Annotated in this window: 21 protein-coding genes; 16 read left to right on the top strand and 5 right to left on the bottom strand. The window is 38.2% G+C overall.

Annotated features, from left to right (window positions below):
- Window positions 1–118 precede the first annotated feature (118 nt).
- Window positions 119–706, top strand: coding sequence for a chorismate--pyruvate lyase family protein (locus tag AC27G3_RS12390; protein WP_487121971.1), 588 nt, complete (start codon window positions 119–121; stop codon window positions 704–706).
- Window positions 699–1,559: a 4-hydroxybenzoate octaprenyltransferase gene (ubiA, locus tag AC27G3_RS12385; RefSeq protein WP_487121969.1), complete on the top strand. Its 861-nt coding sequence runs from the start codon at window positions 699–701 to the stop codon at window positions 1,557–1,559. The genes AC27G3_RS12390 and ubiA overlap by 8 nt, the downstream gene beginning before the upstream one ends.
- A gap of 54 nt (window positions 1,560–1,613) precedes the next feature.
- On the opposite strand, the gene plsB is transcribed toward ubiA, so the two are convergent.
- Window positions 1,614–4,067: a glycerol-3-phosphate 1-O-acyltransferase PlsB gene (gene plsB, locus AC27G3_RS12380; protein ID WP_487121968.1), complete on the bottom strand. Its 2,454-nt coding sequence runs from the start codon at window positions 4,065–4,067 to the stop codon at window positions 1,614–1,616.
- A gap of 191 nt (window positions 4,068–4,258) precedes the next feature.
- Here plsB and AC27G3_RS12375 point away from each other — a divergent pair, with 191 nt between their 5' ends.
- The gene (locus tag AC27G3_RS12375; RefSeq protein ID WP_487121966.1) at window positions 4,259–4,732 is read left to right on the top strand and encodes a LabA-like NYN domain-containing protein; all 474 of its coding nucleotides are present in this window, start codon (window positions 4,259–4,261) and stop codon (window positions 4,730–4,732) included.
- A gap of 32 nt (window positions 4,733–4,764) precedes the next feature.
- Here the strand turns inward: AC27G3_RS12375 and AC27G3_RS12370 are convergent, their stop codons facing one another.
- Window positions 4,765–5,670, bottom strand: coding sequence for a LysR family transcriptional regulator (locus tag AC27G3_RS12370; RefSeq protein WP_487121964.1), 906 nt, complete (start codon window positions 5,668–5,670; stop codon window positions 4,765–4,767).
- Window positions 5,671–5,838: 168 nt separating this feature from the next.
- Between AC27G3_RS12370 and AC27G3_RS12365 the strand changes: the two genes are divergently transcribed.
- On the top strand, window positions 5,839–6,366 hold the full coding sequence (locus tag AC27G3_RS12365) for an NADPH-dependent FMN reductase (RefSeq protein WP_487121962.1): 528 nt from the start codon (window positions 5,839–5,841) through the stop codon (window positions 6,364–6,366).
- Window positions 6,367–6,396: 30 nt separating this feature from the next.
- Here the strand turns inward: AC27G3_RS12365 and yegD are convergent, their stop codons facing one another.
- Window positions 6,397–7,755 carry a molecular chaperone gene (gene yegD, locus AC27G3_RS12360; protein ID WP_487121961.1) on the bottom strand — a complete coding sequence of 453 codons (1,359 nt, stop codon included), beginning with the start codon at window positions 7,753–7,755 and terminating at the stop codon, window positions 6,397–6,399.
- Window positions 7,756–8,008: 253 nt separating this feature from the next.
- Between yegD and yghU the strand changes: the two genes are divergently transcribed.
- Complete coding sequence (gene yghU / locus AC27G3_RS12355; protein ID WP_487121959.1) at window positions 8,009–8,881, top strand: glutathione-dependent disulfide-bond oxidoreductase; 873 nt, start codon at window positions 8,009–8,011, stop codon at window positions 8,879–8,881.
- On the opposite strand, the gene AC27G3_RS12350 is transcribed toward yghU, so the two are convergent.
- Window positions 8,864–9,061 carry a hypothetical protein gene (locus AC27G3_RS12350; RefSeq protein WP_487121957.1) on the bottom strand — a complete coding sequence of 66 codons (198 nt, stop codon included), beginning with the start codon at window positions 9,059–9,061 and terminating at the stop codon, window positions 8,864–8,866. The genes yghU and AC27G3_RS12350 overlap by 18 nt on opposite strands.
- A 98-nt stretch (window positions 9,062–9,159) precedes the next feature.
- Here AC27G3_RS12350 and AC27G3_RS12345 point away from each other — a divergent pair, with 98 nt between their 5' ends.
- The 6 genes from AC27G3_RS12345 (at window position 9,160) to AC27G3_RS12320 (ending at window position 16,079) form a co-directional block, all read left to right on the top strand.
- Window positions 9,160–9,996, top strand: coding sequence for a hypothetical protein (locus tag AC27G3_RS12345; protein ID WP_487121955.1), 837 nt, complete (start codon window positions 9,160–9,162; stop codon window positions 9,994–9,996).
- Window positions 9,997–10,155: 159 nt separating this feature from the next.
- Complete coding sequence (lexA, locus tag AC27G3_RS12340) at window positions 10,156–10,770, top strand: transcriptional repressor LexA (protein ID WP_487121954.1); 615 nt, start codon at window positions 10,156–10,158, stop codon at window positions 10,768–10,770.
- Between the two features lie 705 nt (window positions 10,771–11,475).
- On the top strand, window positions 11,476–12,954 hold the full coding sequence (coxB, locus tag AC27G3_RS12335) for a cytochrome c oxidase subunit II (protein WP_487122020.1): 1,479 nt from the start codon (window positions 11,476–11,478) through the stop codon (window positions 12,952–12,954).
- Window positions 12,955–12,966: 12 nt separating this feature from the next.
- Entirely contained in the window at window positions 12,967–14,577 is a 1,611-nt protein-coding gene (gene ctaD, locus AC27G3_RS12330; protein ID WP_487121952.1) for a cytochrome c oxidase subunit I, read from the top strand.
- Window positions 14,578–14,579: 2 nt separating this feature from the next.
- A complete protein-coding gene (locus tag AC27G3_RS12325; RefSeq protein ID WP_487121951.1) occupies window positions 14,580–15,161 on the top strand; it encodes a cytochrome c oxidase assembly protein in 582 nt (193 codons plus the stop codon).
- 33 nt (window positions 15,162–15,194) lie between these two features.
- Window positions 15,195–16,079: a cytochrome c oxidase subunit 3 gene (locus tag AC27G3_RS12320; protein ID WP_487121949.1), complete on the top strand. Its 885-nt coding sequence runs from the start codon at window positions 15,195–15,197 to the stop codon at window positions 16,077–16,079.
- A gap of 429 nt (window positions 16,080–16,508) precedes the next feature.
- Here the strand turns inward: AC27G3_RS12320 and AC27G3_RS12315 are convergent, their stop codons facing one another.
- The gene (locus AC27G3_RS12315; RefSeq protein WP_487121947.1) at window positions 16,509–16,718 is read right to left on the bottom strand and encodes a DUF2909 domain-containing protein; all 210 of its coding nucleotides are present in this window, start codon (window positions 16,716–16,718) and stop codon (window positions 16,509–16,511) included.
- Window positions 16,719–16,766: 48 nt separating this feature from the next.
- Between AC27G3_RS12315 and AC27G3_RS12310 the strand changes: the two genes are divergently transcribed.
- From AC27G3_RS12310 to AC27G3_RS12290, 5 genes are read left to right on the top strand one after another with little or no spacing between them, the layout of a single operon-like run.
- On the top strand, window positions 16,767–17,582 hold the full coding sequence (locus tag AC27G3_RS12310; RefSeq protein ID WP_487121946.1) for an SURF1 family protein: 816 nt from the start codon (window positions 16,767–16,769) through the stop codon (window positions 17,580–17,582).
- Entirely contained in the window at window positions 17,575–18,174 is a 600-nt protein-coding gene (locus AC27G3_RS12305; RefSeq protein ID WP_487121944.1) for a hypothetical protein, read from the top strand. Before AC27G3_RS12310 ends, AC27G3_RS12305 begins: the two co-directional genes overlap by 8 nt.
- Window positions 18,175–19,182, top strand: coding sequence for a COX15/CtaA family protein (locus AC27G3_RS12300; RefSeq protein WP_487121943.1), 1,008 nt, complete (start codon window positions 18,175–18,177; stop codon window positions 19,180–19,182).
- 22 nt (window positions 19,183–19,204) lie between these two features.
- Window positions 19,205–20,137, top strand: a complete 933-nt coding sequence (gene cyoE, locus AC27G3_RS12295; protein WP_487121942.1) for a heme o synthase — start codon at window positions 19,205–19,207, stop codon at window positions 20,135–20,137.
- Between the two features lie 14 nt (window positions 20,138–20,151).
- A complete protein-coding gene (locus AC27G3_RS12290) occupies window positions 20,152–20,796 on the top strand; it encodes an SCO family protein (RefSeq protein WP_487121940.1) in 645 nt (214 codons plus the stop codon).
- Window positions 20,797–20,846: the final 50 nt, after the last annotated feature.

Genomic DNA, 20,846 nt, shown 5'->3' with positions numbered 1-20,846 from the left:
TTGAAGTCTGTCTAACCTTGTAAATTGTTATTAAGCGGTTATCTTGAACTTGCTTGGGTATACATAGCATTAAGGTAATTGTTATGATGTGCCTGTTTTATATTAAATGTCGTACGTTATGAGTCAACAACACTTACTATTCCCTATTAACCTCGTTTGTCAGTGGCAATCTCCTGCACATTTTAAAGGAGAAGAACACTTACGTCATTGGCTATTAGAGCCTAGCTCGTTAACGGCTAAACTAAAGCGCCATTGTCATGATTTTAGAGTGGTGGTGTTGGGACAAAAAATTGAGCCGTGCGATGCTCTTGAGGCGAACCATGTGATCAAGGCTGGTGATAAGGTTTTAATACGGGAGGTCGTGCTATATTGTGATGATGTTCCACAAGTATTTGCGCGTAGTTTAATACCTTTATCAACACTGACCCATGAAGAAAAGCAATTGGCCACCTTAGGTACTCAGCCTTTAGGGCAAGTATTATTTAACGATCCATCTCTTGAGCGAAAACATTTAGAGCTTGCCTCGTTCGACCAACAAAGCACGGTTGGTCAGCTTATTAAAACATTACCAATTAATACTGCTAATGCACCGCTAATGTGGGGGCGTAGATCTTTATTTTTTATTCATCAAAAACCTTTAATGGTCGCTGAAGTATTTCTGCCCGGTGCTTTTGCTTATCAACAGGAAACGTTAATCCATGAGTAGTATTGCAATGAAGTGGCAGGCCATTCAACAAATTACCCGCTTAGATAAACCTATCGGTACTTATTTATTGTTATGGCCGACGTATTGGGCGTTATGGATTGCATGTGACGGCTGGCCTAATTTTCATATTTTAGTTGTGTTTAGTTTAGGCGTTGTTGTTATGCGAAGCGCTGGCTGTGTGATTAACGATTTTGCTGATCGTCATGTCGATGGGCAGGTTGAACGAACTAAAAACAGACCTTTAGTGTCAGGTACAATGACTAGTCAACAAGCGATAAACTTGTTTGGTTTTTTAATTGGTATTGCACTGGCGCTAGTCTCAACCTTAAGTTGGTACACCATCAGCTTATCTGTTATTGCAGTGATTCTAGCGATGATTTACCCATTTATGAAGCGTTATACACAGCTGCCACAAGTGGTATTGGGTGCTGCTTTTAGTTGGGGGATGATAATGGCATTTGCCGAAGTAGAAGGGCGAATTCCGTTAGTGGCGTGGCTGTTATTTAGTGCTAATGTCTTGTGGACGGTTGCTTATGACACTATGTATGCCATGGTCGATCGAGAAGATGACCTTAAAATAGGAATCAAATCTACAGCTATTTTGTTTGGTGACAACGATAAACGTATCATCGGATTTTTACAACTAACCACACTGGCGTTACTTTTAACGGTAGGGGAAATTTTGGCCTTTGGTTGGCCATATCAATTAAGTTTAGTGACCGTAGCCGGTTTATTCTGTTATCAGCAGATGTTAATTGCCGGTCGCGACCGTCAGTTATGTTTCAAGGCGTTTTTAAATAATCACTTTGTTGGTTTGGTGGTGTTTATTGGCATTTTAATCGAAACCTTATAAAAAAAGCACGAGTGCGCCAAAACGCATTCGTGCTTAATTCATACTAATCGCTCTTTAACGAGCAATACTTTGTAAAACTTCAATATCTACCAATGTGGTGACTATGGCTCGAACGTTTTCTAACGTGCTATTTGCCACGAGTTTTCCGTCATCATCAACGCCTAAATAACCATGAGTTTTCATCGCATTAATTAAAGTGGCTTGCGCCTTTTTATCAATAAATTCAGGCGCATTAATATTGTTTAATACCGATAAACGCTTGGCGATGGAGACGACTTGCTCTTCAAGTTCAGCTTTAGCAATAGGCGCTAAACGATTCACCAGTGAGGTAATAATGGCAAAGCGTTGCATGGTTTCATCAATACATTCACCCATAGTTCGAATATTAGTGAGTAACTCTGTGTCGTCGGTAAGCGAAATATAGCCAGCGTTACTTTCTTTGGCGATATTGGCTTCAACAAGTGTTTGTAAAGTAGATTCTACTTGTTGATTAATGATTTCAGGGGTTTGCCATAGAAATAAGTCGTTTTTAATTAACGCCATTAACCGTTGAACATGAGCGTTTAATTCGTCTTTACTAATTTTGGCGGTCCGCTCTAAAATTCGGCAAATAAGTGCAGGCAGCATATAAACATGCAAAATATTGTTGCGATAGTAACGCATTTCAAGTGTGGCAGACTCTGACAAAGAAATAATAGCACCAAAGCTGTCGTCGTTTACCGTAACCTTACCTAAAGAAATAACGTGGGCTAATATGGCTTCGCCTGTCTCCTCAGGTATTGAAAGTTGCTTACTGTATGGCGATTTACGTTGCATCATTAAGAAAAAATCAAGCTGGGTTTCAAGATCAACTTTTGATAACGCTTTGTTGTCAGTGGTATGCAGAATTAAAGCAACAAGGGCAACAGCATTCAACGCGGTTGCTTCGTTGATCGACGTCATTACCTCATTAGCTAGCACATTAACTGTCGGGGTTAGCCAATTAGGTTTTTTAGGATCAAGCTCATCAATATCTTCTTTCCACTCAGGTACTTCTTTATTTAAAAACTGGTTAATATTAATGGGTTCACCAAAGTTAACAAAACCATGTCCATAGTTTCTTAAGTTTTTAATCGCTTTAAATACGCCAAAAATAGATTCATTTTTCTTTTGACTACCGCTAAGTTCTTTATGATAAGTGCCGACTTCCATCACGTGCTCATAACCAATATAAACAGGCACTAAAGTTAAAGGTCGATCTATACCGCGCAGTAAACTCTGTATCGTCATGGCGAGCATGCCTGTTTTAGGTGATAACAAACGACCTGTACGGCTGCGGCCACCTTCTGAATAGTATTTAACCGAGTAGCCGCGCTCGAATAACAATCCTAAATATTCACGAAAAATCGTTGAATATAAACGGTTTCCACCAAAACTACGGCGAATGAAAAAGGCGCCAGCTTTTCTAAAAATTGGTCCTGCTGGCCAAAAGTTTAAGTTAATACCTGCGGCGATACGCGGTGTCACTAAGCCTTCATGAAAAATAACATAGGTTAGTAACAGATAGTCCATATGACTGCGATGACAAGGTACATAAATTATTTCGTGGCCTTCTTGGGCTAAATCACGTAATACTTTAGCGTTTTGCACTTTAATACCACTATAAACTCGATTCCATAACCAGTTTAGAATGCGCTCACCTAAGCGAACAATGGAGTCTCGATAATCACCAGCAATTTCGTTCATCATGGCTAGTGCTTCTTTTTTTACTTGCTCTTCACTGACGCCTTTACTTTTTGCTTCTTCTTTAATGACACGTCTAACAGCTGGGTTGGCAAATAATGCAGTGAACATTTGTTTTCGGTGCATTAAGCGTGGACCTTTTGCCGCAATAGTTTGACGATGAAAATGAAAACGTGCGATACGCATAAGTTTATGGGCAGCAGCTTCGTCACTACCATGTTGATCGACCATGTATCGAAAAGACAACGGATCGCTAAATCGAACTAAGGTATTGCGACCTAAAAATAATACGATAAAAAATTTGCGTAAAAAATTAGGTGACTCTTGATCGGCAAGTACAGTACCCACACTAGCATTACGTTTTTCTTTTGTTGGCTTACGCCCCCAAATAAGGTTGGCAGGAATTAATTGAGCATCTAACTCTTGAGAAAGTGCGTGCAAATTAAGTAGTGCTGCACCTTGTTGAATCGCTTTAGTTTTACTGCGCTGACACTTAGTAAATATTGAGCTTGGTTTTTCTAAACAAAAGGTGCGAGGGAACATCTGACCGTTAACATTCACTTGGCTGAGTGGATCGGGCAGGTTCTTTTGCTGACAAGCTTTTTGCAGCGTTAATAGATCACTGGCTGATTGATGACGAACCACATAAAAAGTAGGTTGGTCATTGCTAATAGCCACTTCACTGTTGGCTTTTTCAAAAGAACTATCAGGGACAATTTTACATCGAACTAATAGCCTAACCGGTAATTTTAATAGTAAATAGAATAATGAACGCAATGCTAACATGTTGTTTCGCTCGAATTTATCGGAACACTTATTCTAACAGTATTCTTAAAAATAGTCGCTATGTGCAATTAAAGAATTCCTTCGAAAAAGGTGTCATTACGCACAACTACCGGATTAATTTCTCTGTAATGGCAGGTATTTTGTTATGCTTAGGTTTTTAAATTAACAGTGTTGTTGTTAAGGAAGTTACTTTGCAAAAAATTGCTATTTTTGTCGATGTTCAAAATATTTATTACACCACACGTGACACCTTTGCTCGACAATTTAATTACCGAAAGTTCTGGGAAAGTATCAGTGAACAAGGTGATATTGTTACGGCTAATGCTTATGCCATTCAGCGCAGTGACGATGCGCAACATAAGTTTCAAAAAGCCCTTAAACATATTGGTTTTAACGTTAAGCTTAAGCCTTTTATTCAACGTCGAGATGGCTCTGCTAAAGGAGATTGGGACGTAGGAATTACTATCGATATTATGGAAGTTGCTCAACAGGTAGATACCGTTATTTTATTATCTGGCGATGGGGATTTTGACCTATTACTGAATAAAGTGATTAATGATTATGGCGTTCGTGCCGAAGTTTACGGCGTAAATGCATTAACGGCTAACTCGCTAATTAACGCTGCCTCTGTGTTTCATTCAATTGACGAAACGTTTTTAATGTAGCAATTGCGTTCGGGCTCAGTGCTATCTTTGAGTTACCGCTTTGCTAGTTGCTCTACTAATAAGTCAATCAATAACCGTACTTTGGGCGATAAATGTTTTCGGCTGGGGTAAACAACATACACATCAATGTCGGTTGCTTGGTATTGGGGCAGTAAAATTTCGAGTTGGTTGTTTGCAAGCGCACTTTCCATGGTAAATTCTGGTAATCGGCAAATTCCATGGCCATCAAGTAACATAGCGACTTTCATTTGAGCACTATTACATAAAATAGCTTGAGGTACGTCTATTTGTTCTTCAATACCTTGGCTACTTTTAAACGACCATATACTCGGCGTTTTTAAATTAGTGTAGCAAATACACGCATGGCGCGATAACTGGTCGGGAGTTGTTGGTCTGCCATGTTTGTTTAGATATTCTGGCGTTGCCACCACATAACTTTTACAGCTGTATATTTTTCGACAAATAAGGCTAGACTCTTCTAGTTGTGAGGTTGCCCTTATTGCAATATCGAAGCCGTCTTGTACTACATCAACTTTACGGTCGTTAAGATCAAGATCAAGGGTTACCTTGGGGTGCCTTTTTAAAAACTCTGACAACACCGGTTGTAGATAACCCAAGCCGAAATCAACCGGACAACTAATTCTTAATAAACCGCGAGGTTCGACATTGCCTTCAGTTATTACTCCTAATGCTTGTTCCGCATCGATAATCATTTGCTGACATTGTTGAAAATACAATTTTCCTTCGGGTGTTAAACTAATCGAACGAGTGGTTCGATTAAGCAACCTCACTCCCAATCGTGCTTCTAGTTTATTAACCTCTTTACTAATGTAGGAAGTTGAATGGCCGGTAATTTCAGCTGCAGCAGAAAAACCCCCACTGGTTACCACCTGAGAAAAAATGATAATGCCATCAAATAATTTTGTATTGGTAGCCATATGGAAACAGTGTCTTAACTTTTAAGGTATTAATAATTATTTGGAACTAATATACACTGAACGTTATCAAGTTGCAGCTAGCTTTTTTGTGTGAAGTTGAAGTATTAACTCATGAAATGATTAAGCGCTCGAATAAAGCTGCCAAGTTAACTAAATAAGAGGAATATTATGAAAGTATTAACGTTTGCCGCTAGTAGTAGTTCAACATCTATCAATAAACAGTTAGCTTTTTATGCTGCATCATTGTTGCACGATGTTGATATTGAAACACTGGATATTAACGATTATGAAATGCCGTTATTTAGTGAAGATAAAGAGAGGGAGTTAGGACAGCCAGAACAAGCGAAACGTTTTTTTGAAAAAATCGGACAGGCCGATGCCATCATTATTTCGTTTGCTGAACATAATGGTTCTTATACCGCGGCTTATAAAAATTTGTTTGATTGGACTTCGCGCATTGACCAAAAGTTGTTTCAAAATAAACCTATGGTGTTATTAGCTACGTCACCGGGTCCAGGTGGTGCATCAAGCGTGCTTGCCGTGGCCCAAGGTTCTGCCCCTTTTTTTGCAGGAGAAGTTAAGGCCGCATTATCAATATCTAGTTTTTATGACAACTTTGATCCTAAGCAAAAAGTATTAACTAACACAGATTTACTGAAGCAACTAACACAAGCTGTTACTCAATTAAAATCTTGATATAGCTTGTGCGTTAATTTCTGGTTTTGCTTAGCTAAATATTCGCTGTGCCCAACGCGTTAAGCCTGCTGTTACACTGCCAAAGTGATCGCCAATAACTATGGCACTATTAGGCATTTGTTGCTGCAAAAATTCATTAATTACTGGAGATTTTGCCGTACCACCAGTAACAAATACAACGTCAGGTTGACAACCAGCTTGACTAATTGCTTGTTGGATAAGCTCGGCTATTTTAGTTAATTCTCGATGTGAGGCTTTTTGCATTAATGTTCGACTCAGCTCAACTGACAAGCCTTGATGAATATCTGCTAAGTTAGTTTGTGTAGCATTAGAATCTGTGAGGGCAATTTTACCTTGTTCTGCGCCGTTTACTAATCGATAGCTTAATTTGTTTTTATGGACGCTGATCAAACGGTCTATTAATTCAGGTTGTTGAGCATCACGTTGTAATTGTTCAAGGTAACGTAGATTTTGTTGGCTATAAAACTCGGTTTGTTCATTAATGTTGTTAATTGCCATGGCTTGCCAAAAGCTGTTACTTGGCACTGGTTTATTACTTTTAAGCAAACTGTTTAAGCCAAAACTTGGCATTAATCCTTTTAACGCTAGTTGTATGTCAAAATCGTTACCGCCAATGCGGATTCCGCTGTGTCCTAATAAATGATTAGAGCGATCGGTTAATTCACTAAAAGCAGGACCCATTAATAACATGGAACAATCGGTTGTACCGCCGCCAATATCAACGACAAGCACTTTGGTTTCTTTGGTTAAGGTACTTTCAAATTCAAACCCAGCAGCTACTGGTTCGTATTGAAACTCAACATCGTTAAAGCCAACACGTTTAGCTGCATTGGTTAAAACAGTGAGTGCTTGTTGATTACTTTGCTCACCTTTTAATCCTTGAAAATTAATAGGGCGGCCGATAACGGTTTGACTAACTTCTCGGCCGAGTTTGGCTTGAGTAAGTTGCTTGATGTTGTGCATCATGGCAGCGACGATATCTTCAAACAGATTAATTTGTTGGGGAAGTAACCCACTTGCTCCTAAAAAAGATTTGGGTGATTTTATATAATAGCCTTCATCAGGCTCTGCAAGGTAAGCGTTAAGTGCTGTTTGGCCAAAATATAATTCAGTTGAAATGCCGTCAAGTTGTAGCTCTCTTGCAACGTTTTGTCCTTTTCTCAATGGCACTAAACGTTGATTTTTAAACTCTTCTTGTGCTTCTTTAGGCAGGTTTTGATACAACCAATGGCTGATGATGTCACGACTTGGCGCATATAAAGTAGAAGAGATAAAACGGCTGGTGTCCGTTAAGGAGATAAGTTCAGGTTGGCCATTAGCCATAACACCGACAGCACAATTTGATGTGCCATAATCAAAGCCAATCATAATTGACACCACATTAATGAAAAAGGCCGCGTAGGATACTTGCTTGAAACACAAGGCGCAAGTTAAGTATGGTTTCAGTCAACGAGGAGGGATCTTAAATGAAATGAAATATCCCTCAGTGCTGTCTACTTTCAAAACCTTTGTTACTAATTTATAGGTTAGTGTTAGGTTAATGGTTAGATAAAAATTAAAACGACTTAATCGCGCACAACTCATGTGTGAGTAAATTCATCAAAAATAGTAAGGAAATTAAATGTCTGAATCAAGTTACACTCCGCCTAAAATTTGGCAATGGAATAATGAAAGTGGCGGTAAATTCGCCAGTATTAATCGTCCTGTCGCTGGGGCAACACGCCAAAAGGAGTTGCCTGTAGGAAAGCATCCTTTACAACTGTACTCATTAGCAACACCTAATGGGGTTAAGGTGACTATTTTATTAGAAGAATTATTAGCCGCAGGTGTTAATGGTGCAGAATATGACGCACATTTGATAAATATTATGGAAGGTGATCAATTTGGTTCAGGGTTTGTTCAGGTAAATCCAAACTCTAAAATTCCCGCGTTAGTTGACACCAATGAGGGGAGTCATTTACCTATTTTTGAGTCTGGTGCAATCTTGTTGTACTTAGCAGAAAAATTTGATGCATTTATTCCTAAAGCGCAAGATCTGAAAGCACAATGCTTATCTTGGTTATTTTGGCAGGTGGGGAGTGGACCATATTTAGGTGGTGGTTTCGGCCATTTTTATGCCTACGCACCAGAGAAATATGAATATCCAATTGAACGATTTACTATGGAAGTTAAACGACAACTCGACGTTCTCGACAGACACTTAGCGAATAATAAATATATGTGCGGTGATCAATACACTATTGCAGATATGGCCATTTGGCCTTGGTATGGTGCATTGGTTGAAAACAAAGTGTATGAAGCAGCAGAATTTTTACAAACACACACTTATAAAAACTTAGTGCGTTGGACAAAAGCAGTTGGCGAACGAGCAGCCGTTAAGCGTGGGGTTATGGTAAATCGTACATGGGGAGAGCTAAACGAACAATTACATGAGCGCCATAACGCCAGTGATTTTGAGTTAAAAACACAGGATAAATTAGTTGATACAAAATAAAACTAGGGTGTAACTTAACGCGCAACTGATCACTTTACGTGAGTATAAGCTCATAATGTTCGCTAAAAACAACCGACCTTGCAGTGTACGGATATAGGTAATATCGTCTGACCACGAAGTATTTATATAATCAGGATTAAATTGTCGATTTAAGTAATTCTGTGCAATAAACGACGTCATACTATCTGCCTTCTTCAGTTTTACAGTTATAGTTAATAAATTGTAAAACTGAAGAGGGAATGTTAGTTTTTCGTTTTTTGTAAATGGAAAAAATTAGTATGCTAAAATGGACTTCAATTGTAATTATAGTTACTTCGTATTTTTTATATAATTATATTTCAAGCACTTCAACAGAAACACCAAATATCCTATTCAGCGAATATGAATCAGAACAAGTTAATAAAGATAATACGATTGCATCCAACATCTCAATTACAGATAAAAATAATAGCCAATGCTTAACAATTGAAGAATATAAGAATCTGGAAGAAGTGATTGAAGGAAATGCTTATATTAATGAAAATTTACTTATTGCAAATGCTGTAGATCAGAGTTTGACTTTCTTGAGTGAAGACGAATTAATTAGAGAATCCAATAGTGGGAATGCACAAGCGATGTTTGTTTTAGGAATGAACTATCAATGGTTTTCTCATCGAAGTTCATTTTATAATCCTTCTCTATCTCTTAGAGATTTTAATGACACACATAAAGAATTAGATATATCTATACTTAAGAAAGCTCGTTTTTGGTTATGGGAAGCGGCTTTAAACGGTGTTTTAATATCAATTCTTGAGCTGGCTAACACATATAAACTGGAAGATGATCTTGGCAAAACCTTCAATGATGAACTCAAAATTAAGTACACTTTGTATAAAGCACTTTATTATAAAGTAAGCCCCAATATAGCTATATTTGAAAATAATACTGCAGAGAAACAAATTAACACATTGAAAAATATAAATAAAAATGAGCTGTCAGAGTTGTTTGAACAGTTATCTCAAAAATGGGTTGATGACAGAGCTGAAATTGGTCTAGGGAAATATATTGAATTGCCTAGACCACCATTAGTTGGAAATGAAAAAACTATAATTTTTTGTAATACTATAAATTTATAAAAAAAGGATTTTTTATAAACAGAGTTTACATATTATTTTTTATATTACTTACTACAACATACAGTAGTGACGCAAATACCCACAAAAAACAAAACACTTGCCATTATTTACAGCCTGTATATACTGACAGTATTTGTCGATAAATAATACAGGACCGTTATGCGCCCTTTAACCCCCAGACAACAGCAAATTTTCGATTTTATTAAGGAAAACATCTCAGCAACGAGCATGCCTCCTACCCGTGCTGAAATCGCTGTCCATTTTGGCTTTAAATCTGCGAATGCTGCGGAAGAGCATTTAAAAGCCTTAGCCAAAAAAGGCTACATAGAAATGTTGGCGGGCACTTCTCGAGGTATACGGTTGGCTGAAGAATTTGCTGAACAAGAAGGTTTGCCGCTTGTTGGCCGTGTTGCCGCGGGTGAACCTATCCTTGCACAAGAACATGTAGAAGAGCACTACAAGATCGATGGCAGCTTATTCCATCCTGCAGCAGATTACTTATTGCGTGTTAACGGCGATAGTATGAAAGATATTGGTATTTTAGATGGTGATTTGCTGGCGGTTCATCAAACAACTGATGTACAACAAGGACAAGTAGTAGTAGCACGCGTTGAAGAAGATGTGACGGTGAAACGTTTTAAACGCGAAGGCAATGTGGTTTACCTACACGCTGAAAACGAAGATTTCTCGCCAATTGAAGTGGACTTAACTAGTCAGCATTTTAATATTGAAGGATTAGCTGTTGGGGTAATTCGTGCGGCAGACTGGATGTAAGTGATCTACTGTTTTTCATGAAATATAATCCTTTATTCGTTGTGAAATTACCTAGGCGTAAAAACCAATGGTGATTTCACGTCTTATACTATGTTCCTAAACTCGGTTTAAAATATAGTTAACAATTTGAAAAGTAGGTAAATAATTATTTTACTCCCCTCTAGCTTGATAATTTTTCTTAATTCAAGACAAATTTCGCGTCAATAGCTGCTAGAGAAGTATTTGTTAAGCCGAACTTAGGTTAAGTTATATTTCTGTATAAAAAACAACCGCTAACTGTTGTTTTATTCTTCTCTTAAATTATTTTAATTTCTACTGAACAAAAAACGCACAGCCCTTGTGTGTATAGCTTTTCATTCTTTTTAGAGTTAATACTCAATTGAATTTATTAAAGTTTATTTCTTTTCTCTTCAAATTATGGATTGACCTAGATCAAATTTTAAGTGATTCTAGATTAGAAACCGTACAAAAATAGCACGAAAAATAATAATAAAAGTGTGAAGATTTCTGTTTGTTTTTTCGTCACACTGATTTAGCTAAAATAACAATAACAAGTGGCAAAACATTTGATCCAGTGAGTTCGGATTTACACTGTGACCTCGTTTTGTTTTCTACTTCAAGAGGAAGAGGGGATGTCGAGTGAAGAGAGGTAACCTAGGTTGGCTGTTGCTGGGAAGTTTATTTACCAGTTCAGCTTGGGCCGATATGAGTTTAAATTTAACCAAAGGTGTGACTAAGATCAGTGAAGAAGTTTACGATCTTCATATGTTAGCCCTTTGGATATGTACTGCAATTGGTGTGGTTGTTTTTGGCGCGATGTTCTGGTCTATGGCTTTTCATCGAAAGTCAAAGGGTCATAAAGCTGCAGACTTTCATGAAAGCACCACTGTCGAAATTTTATGGACAGCAATCCCCATTGTTATTCTTATTGCTATGGCAGTTCCTGCCACTAGCACGCTTATTGAGATGGAAAATAACGATGACTCTGATGTGACTATTCAAGTCACTGGCTCTCAGTGGAAGTGGCATTATAAATATTTCGATCAAGACTTAGAGTTTTATTCAGTTTTATCTACGCCTCGCGATCAATATGAAAACAAAAATGGTGCTGGTACTCAAAAAGGCGAGCATTATTTACTCGAAGTAGATAAAGCACTGGTTGTGCCTATCAATAAGAAAATACGTTTTCTAATTACTTCAGACGATGTTATTCATTCTTGGTGGGTGCCTGCTTTTGCAGTAAAACAAGATGCTAATCCTGGATTTATTAATGAAGCTTGGGCGATTGTAGATAAACCTGGTGTATATCGTGGCCAATGTGCAGAGCTTTGTGGTAAAGATCATGGCTTTATGCCCATTGTCGTTATTGCGAAGACTGAAGCTAATTACGCTAAGTGGTTAGACGAACAACATCAATTAGCAGCCAATGCCGCGCAAGCTGAACAAGCATCACTTAATGCATCTGCTTCTATGGATGACTTAATGGCGCTGGGTGAAACAACTTACACTGCACACTGTGCTGCATGTCATCAGCCTTCTGGCTTAGGTTTACCACCTGCATTTCCTGCATTAAAAGATAGCCCTATTGTTACTCAAGGTTCAATTGATGAACATATTAATATTGTCTTCAATGGCCGCGCTGGTACGGGTATGCAAGGCTATGGCAAACAGCTTAGCTTAAAAGAAATTGCTGCTGTAGTAACTTACGAGCGTAATGCGTGGGGTAATAATACGGGTGATGCTGTACAAGCTTCAGATGTTAAAGCAGTATCTGGGGGAGACTCAGTTAAGGCAGCACCAGTTGAAGAAGCAAAAGCGGTAGTTGAAGAAGCGATTGCCGAACCAGCTGAAGATTTATCAAAAACCTATTCAATGGCTGAAATGATGACCATGGGTGAAGAGGTGTATAACAAGGCGTGTGTTGCATGTCATCAACCAAACGGGAAAGGCTTACCGCCTGCATTCCCTGCACTTGATGGTGGTGTTATTGCAACGGGTGATGTAGCTAAGCACTTAGACATGGTGATTAATGGAAGTGCTAAAAATCCAGCAATGGCAGCATTTTCATCTCAATTATCAAAGACAGAAATTGCTGCGGTTGTTACCTTCGAGCGAAATGCTTGGGGTAATAAAACTGGCGATTTAATTCAAGCTGCAGATGTTGCTGCCGCAAGTGCGAAATAAGGAGTTATTTAAATGACTACAGACGTTTTAAATGATCAAGATTCGCATGGCGGTGACCATCATGACGATTCTCATGACCACGGTAAAATGACTGGCATAAAACGCTGGTTATATACAACGAACCATAAAGATATAGGCACATTGTATTTATGGTTCTCTTTTATCATGTTACTTACAGGTGGCGCCTTAGCCATGGTGATCCGAGCTGAGTTATTTCAGCCGGGGTTACAAATTGTAGAGCCTGATTTTTTTAATCAATTAACAACAGTTCATGGGTTGATTATGGTGTTTGGTGCCATAATGCCGGGCTTTGTTGGTTTTGCTAATTGGATGTTACCTATGATGATCGGTGCTCCAGATATGGCATTACCAAGAATGAATAACTGGAGTTTTTGGATTTTACCATTCGCTTTTGCCATTTTATTAAGTTCATTTTTTATGGAAAGCGGAGCGCCTAACTTTGGTTGGACTTTCTACGCGCCGTTATCAACGACTTATTCAAATGGTAGTACGGCATTCTTTGTTTTTGCTGTTCATATTATGGGTATATCTTCAATAATGGGCGCGATTAATATCGTAGTGACCATTATGAATATGCGTGCTCCAGGTATGACTTACATGAAAATGCCATTGTTCGTATGGACCTTCTTTATTACCGCTTATCTATTAATAGCGGTGATGCCGGTACTCGCTGGTGTAGTCACTATGGTATTAACAGACACGTATTTTGGTACGAGCTTTTTTAATGCTGCAGGTGGTGGTGATCCCGTTATGTTCCAGCATATTTTCTGGTTCTTTGGGCACCCTGAGGTTTACATCATGATATTGCCTGCCTTTGGCATTGTATCTACGACTATTCCTACTTTTGCTCGTAAGAAGTTATTTGGTTATAGCTCAATGGTTTATGCAACAGCCTCTATCGCATTGTTGTCATTTATCGTTTGGGCGCATCACATGTTTACCACGGGTATGCCATTATTTGGTGAACTGTTCTTCATGTATTGCACCATGCTAATTGCTGTACCTACAGGAGTAAAAGTCTTTAACTGGGTTGCAACCATGTGGCGAGGTTCAATGACATTTGAAACACCTATGTTGTTTTCTATTGCCTTTGTAATTTTGTTTACCATTGGTGGTTTTTCAGGGTTAATGTTGGCATTAACACCGGTTGATTTTCAGTATCATGATACTTACTTTGTAGTGGCACATTTTCATTATGTATTAGTAACAGGTTCTCTGTTTTCAATGTATGCAGGAGCTTATTATTGGATGCCTAAATGGACAGGGCATATGTATAACACCACCTTGGCGAGCTGGCATTTTTGGTGTTCATTAATTTCAGTGAACTTATTATTCTTCCCTATGCACTTTTTAGGTTTGGCGGGTATGCCGCGTCGTATTCCTGATTACGCGTTGCAATTTGCAGACTTTAATAAGTGGGTAAGTATTGGCGGATTTGCTTTTGGCTTATCACAATTAATTTTCTTGGCGGTAGTCATCAAATGTATTAGAGGTGGTGAAAAAGCACCAGCTAAACCATGGGATGGCGCTGAAGGATTAGAATGGACTGTGGCAAGCCCAGCGCCATATCATACTTTTTCTACACCACCAAAAGTTGATTGATAATGACAAAAAGTACTGATAAAAAACCAGAACACGTTACAGACGTGACCAAATCGACCAATGGCAAAGTAGTTAAAAAACTCTTGCTTATCGTCTTTGGTATGTTTGGTTTTGGTTTTGCATTAGTACCTTTATACGATGTGTTTTGTGATATCACTGGATTAAATGGAAAAACCAATACGGCTGCAGTTGTTTATGCTGCAGACGGTGTTGATACTTCTCGTACAGTCACTGTGCAATTTATTACTCGAAATTCCAAGGGAGTTCCTTGGCAGTTTGAACCAACAATAAATGAAATTGAAGTACATCCCGGTGAAGTCAAATTTGTAAATTTTTACGCTAAAAATGAATCTACACACGACATAGTTGGACAAGCCGTTCCATCTGTGTCGCCAGGTATTGCTGCAGGGTATTTTCAAAAAATTGAATGTTTTTGTTTTACCCAACAGCCATTGAAAGCCAATGAAGATGTTGAAATGGGATTGCAGTTTTATGTCGATTTAGAGTTACCTCCTGAGATAACAACACTGACATTGTCCTACACACTCTACGATATTACTGGTAGTACAAATTCATCCTCCTAAGGGAGTGAGTGTAAATACTAAATGGGGAATAAAATGACAACAAAAGAATATGAAACCTATTATGTACCCTCTCAGAGCCATTGGCCAATTGTGGGAGCTATTGCGCTGTTTTTTATTGCAGTTGGTGCAGCAAATTATGTCGCTGATCTTGCAAAGGATCAAAATGGTTTTGGCGGCTATTTATTATTAGCCGGTATCGCTTTAATAATTTTTATGATGTTTGGCTGGTTCAGTAATGTTATCAACGAGTCAATGTCGGGTAAATATAGCCATCAATTAGATCATTCATTCCGTCAAGGCATGAGCTGGTTTATATTTTCAGAAGTTATGTTTTTTGCTGCTTTCTTCGGCGCATTACTATACGCCAGAACGTTTTCAGTGCCATGGTTAGACGGTGCTGGTAATAATGCCATGACAGGGGAAGTATTATGGCCAGATTTTACAGCAACATGGCCATTACTAAAAACACCAGACGGCACAGAAACTACTGCCATGGGTTGGTATGGCTTACCGCTAATTAATACCATTTTACTGTTAACATCTTCTGTTACTGCTCATTTTGCTCATGTAGCACTAGAAAAAAATAAACGCCCACAGTTAAAAGCCTGGTTAGCAATAACAATTTTATTAGGTATCGTCTTCCTAGGTTTGCAAATGCTCGAATATTCCCACGGATATTCTGAAGAAATGCAGCTTTATTTAACCAGTGGTATCTACGGGAACACCTTTTATTTATTAACGGGGTTCCATGGCATGCATGTTACTTTAGGTACCGTAATGCTACTCGTAATGTTTTTGAGGATTTTAAAAGGACACTTCACACCAGATAACCATTTTGCTTTTCAAGCTGCTAGCTGGTATTGGCACTTTGTAGACGTAGTATGGGTTATGCTGTTTGTCTTCGTGTACATTATTTAACGGTATATATCACACCTAGTTTGCATGATTACTACGTTGAAAGTGCTCATTGATAGGTATCAACTGCGCGCTTTCGCCTTGTACTCATGCAAACTAGGTGCAATCTATATTTGAAAGGATTAGAGTAAAAAATGATTACTGCGTTGAAAGTGCTCATTGATAGGCATCAACTGCGCGCTTTCGCCTTGTACTCATGCAAACTAGGTGCAATCTATATTTGAAGGGATTAGAGTAAACATGATTACTGCGTTGAAAGTGCTCATTGATAGGCATCAACTGCGCGCTTTCGCCTTGTACTCATGCAAACTAGGTGCAATCTATATTTGAAAGGATTAGAGTAAAAAATGATTACTGCGTTGAAAGTGCTCATTGATAGGTATCAAATGCGCGCTTTCGCCTTGTACTCATGCAAACTATTCACATAGATGGTTAATATGGGCGAGGATTTGGCGTGATAACGCCAGTAAGTAAACCAAGAATTAGTAATAAAACAATGGCGACAGAAAGATAAAGTCGTCTACCAATAAATTTAGTCATAGATGGTTTGTTAGGATCATTTTTATTCATTAATATTAATGCTTTGAATAAGTTATAAACCATAAAAGCTAACATGATGACGATAATAATTTTTAATATCATTTAAACCCTTCCTAAGTAGGATTGTTGTAGTAAGGAAGTAAAACTCAAGTGCCGAGCAGTAATTTTTCTATCTTAAAACGCATTAAAATTAGCTTATCAAATATTAGCTTACCTTGGTTAATCTTTACGGTGATTATTTTTTCAGGTTTACTTAAATTAGGCATATGGCAAAGTGAACGTGCTATTGAAAAGGAATTACGATTAGAAAAAATGGTCGAACTTGAACAGCAAAGTGCCTTGTCATTAGCTGAAGTTCTGAACTTGAAAGCAACCAATACAGATCTCGATTACATAAACGACTTTCCAATAACAATTGACGGTAATTTTAATCCCGATATTGTTTTTCTATTAGATAATCAAACCCATAATAATTCATTAGGATATCGAGTATATCAAGTAGTTACAGTGGGTGAGTATAGTATTTTAGTGAACTTAGGCTGGATACAAGGCTCAATTAATAGGCAAGATATTCCTAAAGTTGAAGCATTGGTGGGTCAATATAATTTTACCGGACACGTTCGTTTTATAGAAAAAGGCATGATGTTAATGAAACAAGAATTAACGCCTAATAAATCCCCTTTACGCGTTCAACAAATAGACTTGGAAAACTTTTCCACATTAATTGGCACTCAGCTATTGCCCTTTGTTGTTTACTTAGATAAAAATGAAGCGTTAGGTTTTGAAAAAAATTGGCAGCCCATCGTAATGCCACCTGAAAAACATCGCGCATACGCGTTTCAGTGGTTTAGCTTGGCAGCAGCATGGTTACTTTTAATGATTTGGGCCAGTTATCGCTTTGGCCAAGACACAGAGATTTTAGAACAACAACACAATAATAATAAAAAGGTCGAGTCGAATGAGTAGCAATGATCCCATAGACAATAATAACGAAAGTGAGTTATCCCAAAAAAACAAGGCCTCATCACGACGCAGTTTTATTCTAATGTTACTGGCTTTTGCACTTCCGGTAATTTTGGCCAAACTTGCACTGGAAAATAATTGGTTGGATTATGGCGTAACCAATCAAGGCGATTTAATCGCAGGTGAACTAACACTTAATAAACTTGGCTTAGCAGAGCAAAATTTCAATCAACATTGGCTAATTCTTTATGCAATGCCTGAACATTGCGATCACCATTGTGAGCAAACTCTTGAAAGTGTACACAACAGCTTTGTAGCCTTAGGCAGAGAAATGCCAAGAGTGACACCCGTGGCGTTAAGTCAGGGCTTATCACAACAACAACTCGAACGAATTAACGAAAGCCAATGGCGAGTCGTTGATATGCCTTCAATAGCAAAAACACACATTGAATACCCACAAATTTTAGTAGCAGATCCTCAAGGCAATGTATTTTTAAGCCATAATATCCCAGAAAATGAGTCAGAATTATCAGCCTTTGGTAAGCAAATTTTGGCAGACATGAAAAAATTATTAAAATATTCAAGGATTGGCTAAATGTACCATCAAAAAAGTTTAGTCATTAGAAAACTGGTTTTCGTCAGTATTTTATTAGCGTTAGTTGTGGTAACTCTCGGTGCATATACACGGTTAACTCATGCAGGGTTAGGCTGTCCTGATTGGCCTGGTTGTTATGGCATGATGGATGTTCCAGAAAGTAGCGTTCAGTTATTAAAAGCGAAAGAAGCGTTTCCTGATCATACCGTTGAGCCTGAAAAAGCCTGGAATGAAATGATCCATCGTTATTTTGCCGGAGCTTTAGGGTTATTTATATTAGCGATTGCATTTCTTTCTTTTAAAAACCGTAGCCAAGGCACTCCACTTAGGCTACCGCTGCTAATTTTATCGATTGTCATTTTTCAAGCCGCTTTAGGTATGTGGACGGTCACCATGAAGCTTATGCCCATAGTTGTTATGGCACATTTACTGGGCGGCTTTACTACCTTGTGTTTATTATTTTTACTCTACTTGAGGCTTAATCCGTACCGAATGACCAGTGGTGACTTTTCTGTTAAAAAATATGGACGTTACGGTTTAATCGGTATTGTAATTTTAACGGCACAAATAGCATTGGGTGGCTGGACTTCGTCTAATTACGCAGCTTTAACTTGTACCGAGTTGCCCATTTGTCAGTCAGGCTGGGTAGAGCGCTTAACTTTTGAAGACTCGTTTGATCCTATCCCTCCAGAAAAGGCCACCTATGAACATGGTCATTTGGGTCATAATGAACGATTAACAATTCATGTGGTTCATCGTTTCGGCGCAATAGTCACTTTTATATATTTAGCTTGGTTAGCTGTAATGGTTTTTGTGAAATCGCAAACAGCATTTTTCAAAAATTCAGCCATTGTTTTAGCGATAGTCTTGCTGCTTCAGGTAAGTTTAGGTATTAGTAATATTTGGTTTTCTTTACCTTTATTTATTGCCGTTAGTCATAATGTCGTAGCGGCTTGTTTAATGCTTGCTTTGATCGCCTTAACTTACAGCTTACGCCGTAAGATATAACAAAACTTTTTAAGGATTGTACATGAGTGAATCTTCAGTATTAGTTGAAACTAAGCAGCAAGTTATAAAATCCAAACCCTCAATAATGAGCAAGTGTCGTGCTTATTATGATATTACCAAGCCACGAGTAGTCGCCTTATTGGTATTAACGGCTGTGGTTGGTATGAGTTTATCTGTACCTGGAGGCTTACCTTGGCAGCTATTTATACCTGCAATGTTAGGTATAGCACTTTTGTCATCGGCGGCGGCGGCAATTAATCATATTGTTGATGAAAAAATTGATGCCGTTATGGGGCGCACGCATAACAGGCCTTTACCCGAAGGAAAAATAACCGCAAACAATGCCATAGTTTTTGCTGCAACTATTGCAATACTTGGTTTTGTTATTTTGTACTTTTTAGTCAATCCGCTTACAGCATGGTTAACTTTTGCCGGGCTTGTGGGTTATAGCTTTATTTATACGCTCTATTTAAAGCGAGCAACACCACAAAACATTACGATTGGCGGCCTAGCGGGCGCTATACCTCCTTTATTAGGGTGGACGGCAATGACCAATGAAGTACATCCAAACGCGCTTCTTTTGGTGTTACTTGTCTTTACTTGGACGCCTCCTCATTTTTGGGCGTTGGCAATTCATAGAAAAAGTGAATACGCCAAAGTTAATATCCCAATGTTGCCTGTAACTCATGGTATTAACTTCACCAAAACACAAATATTGTTATATACGGTATTACTTTTTGTTGTTGGCTTGTTGCCGTACTTGGTTGGTATGAGTAGTTGGATATATTTAATTGGTGCAGTGGTACTAAATCTAGTGTTTTTTATGTATGCATGGAAACTTAAATTCAACGCAGATGAAAACACCGCCATGGACACCTTTAAATTTTCTATTGTGCATTTAATGGCGCTATTTATTATTCTGTTACTCGATCACTATATTTTACCTTTAAGCTAGGAAACCTTAGATAAGTGAATAAAATACTTTATATTACCGTCGCAATTGCAGCCCTTGCTGCAGGTTTATTAGGATTTAATAAATCGTTTAATTTAGCTCAACCAGAGCATTCGCTTTATTATCAGCAAACCAGAGATCTTAAGCCTTTTGAGCTTACTGATCATCAAGGAAAAGCGTTTACCAATAACGAGCTCAGGGGCAAATGGTCGTGGGTATTTTTTGGTTATACTTCTTGCCCTGATGTTTGTCCGGTAACCTTACAAGAACTTAACTTTATTTATGACGACCTTAAAGCAATTGCCGATAATCAAGTGTTATTAGTGTCTGTAGATCCACAGCGTGATAGCCAAGAAAAACTCGCTAAATACATTGCTTATTTTAATCCTGAATTTAAAGCGCTTCGTGCTGATCATGGTGTGTTGTTTCCCTTTGCTCGCAATATGGGCTTAATGTACGCCATTACAGAGCATGACCACGAAAGTGATCAAGGTAAAGCAGATAGTTACTTAGTGGATCACAGTGCTTCTATTGTGCTGATTAACCCTGAAGGGAAAATAGCAGCGATTTTCAAACCCGAACAAGAAATTGGCCAAGTGCCTAGTATTAATGGTCAATACTTAATTGATGACTTTGCTAAGATAGTGCGCTTGTACGATTAATTACATTTGATTGATTGTTGGATATTTCTCGCTTTGTTATTATTGCGATA

This window comes from Colwellia sp. SU-HH01217 (assembly GCF_057543495.1).
Note: the sequence above shows the minus strand (reverse complement) of the source record. Positions and strands in the feature narration are given on the sequence as shown.

What these genes read in the sequence shown, in the direction of transcription:
- AC27G3_RS12390 (WP_487121971.1), top strand. Translation starts at nt 119, where the DNA reads ATGAGTCAACAACACTTACTATTCCCTATTAACCTCGTTTGTCAGTGG.
- ubiA (WP_487121969.1), top strand. Translation starts at nt 699, where the DNA reads ATGAGTAGTATTGCAATGAAGTGGCAGGCCATTCAACAAATTACCCGC.
- plsB (WP_487121968.1), bottom strand. Translation starts at nt 4,067, where the DNA reads ATGTTAGCATTGCGTTCATTATTCTATTTACTATTAAAATTACCGGTT.
- AC27G3_RS12370 (WP_487121964.1), bottom strand. Translation starts at nt 5,670, where the DNA reads ATGGCTACCAATACAAAATTATTTGATGGCATTATCATTTTTTCTCAG.
- AC27G3_RS12365 (WP_487121962.1), top strand. Translation starts at nt 5,839, where the DNA reads ATGAAAGTATTAACGTTTGCCGCTAGTAGTAGTTCAACATCTATCAAT.
- yegD (WP_487121961.1), bottom strand. Translation starts at nt 7,755, where the DNA reads ATGATTGGCTTTGATTATGGCACATCAAATTGTGCTGTCGGTGTTATG.
- yghU (WP_487121959.1), top strand. Translation starts at nt 8,009, where the DNA reads ATGTCTGAATCAAGTTACACTCCGCCTAAAATTTGGCAATGGAATAAT.
- AC27G3_RS12350 (WP_487121957.1), bottom strand. Translation starts at nt 9,061, where the DNA reads ATGACGTCGTTTATTGCACAGAATTACTTAAATCGACAATTTAATCCT.
- AC27G3_RS12345 (WP_487121955.1), top strand. Translation starts at nt 9,160, where the DNA reads ATGCTAAAATGGACTTCAATTGTAATTATAGTTACTTCGTATTTTTTA.
- lexA (WP_487121954.1), top strand. Translation starts at nt 10,156, where the DNA reads ATGCGCCCTTTAACCCCCAGACAACAGCAAATTTTCGATTTTATTAAG.
- coxB (WP_487122020.1), top strand. Translation starts at nt 11,476, where the DNA reads ATGAGTTTAAATTTAACCAAAGGTGTGACTAAGATCAGTGAAGAAGTT.
- ctaD (WP_487121952.1), top strand. Translation starts at nt 12,967, where the DNA reads ATGACTACAGACGTTTTAAATGATCAAGATTCGCATGGCGGTGACCAT.
- AC27G3_RS12325 (WP_487121951.1), top strand. Translation starts at nt 14,580, where the DNA reads ATGACAAAAAGTACTGATAAAAAACCAGAACACGTTACAGACGTGACC.
- AC27G3_RS12320 (WP_487121949.1), top strand. Translation starts at nt 15,195, where the DNA reads ATGACAACAAAAGAATATGAAACCTATTATGTACCCTCTCAGAGCCAT.
- AC27G3_RS12315 (WP_487121947.1), bottom strand. Translation starts at nt 16,718, where the DNA reads ATGATATTAAAAATTATTATCGTCATCATGTTAGCTTTTATGGTTTAT.
- AC27G3_RS12305 (WP_487121944.1), top strand. Translation starts at nt 17,575, where the DNA reads ATGAGTAGCAATGATCCCATAGACAATAATAACGAAAGTGAGTTATCC.
- AC27G3_RS12300 (WP_487121943.1), top strand. Translation starts at nt 18,175, where the DNA reads ATGTACCATCAAAAAAGTTTAGTCATTAGAAAACTGGTTTTCGTCAGT.
- cyoE (WP_487121942.1), top strand. Translation starts at nt 19,205, where the DNA reads ATGAGTGAATCTTCAGTATTAGTTGAAACTAAGCAGCAAGTTATAAAA.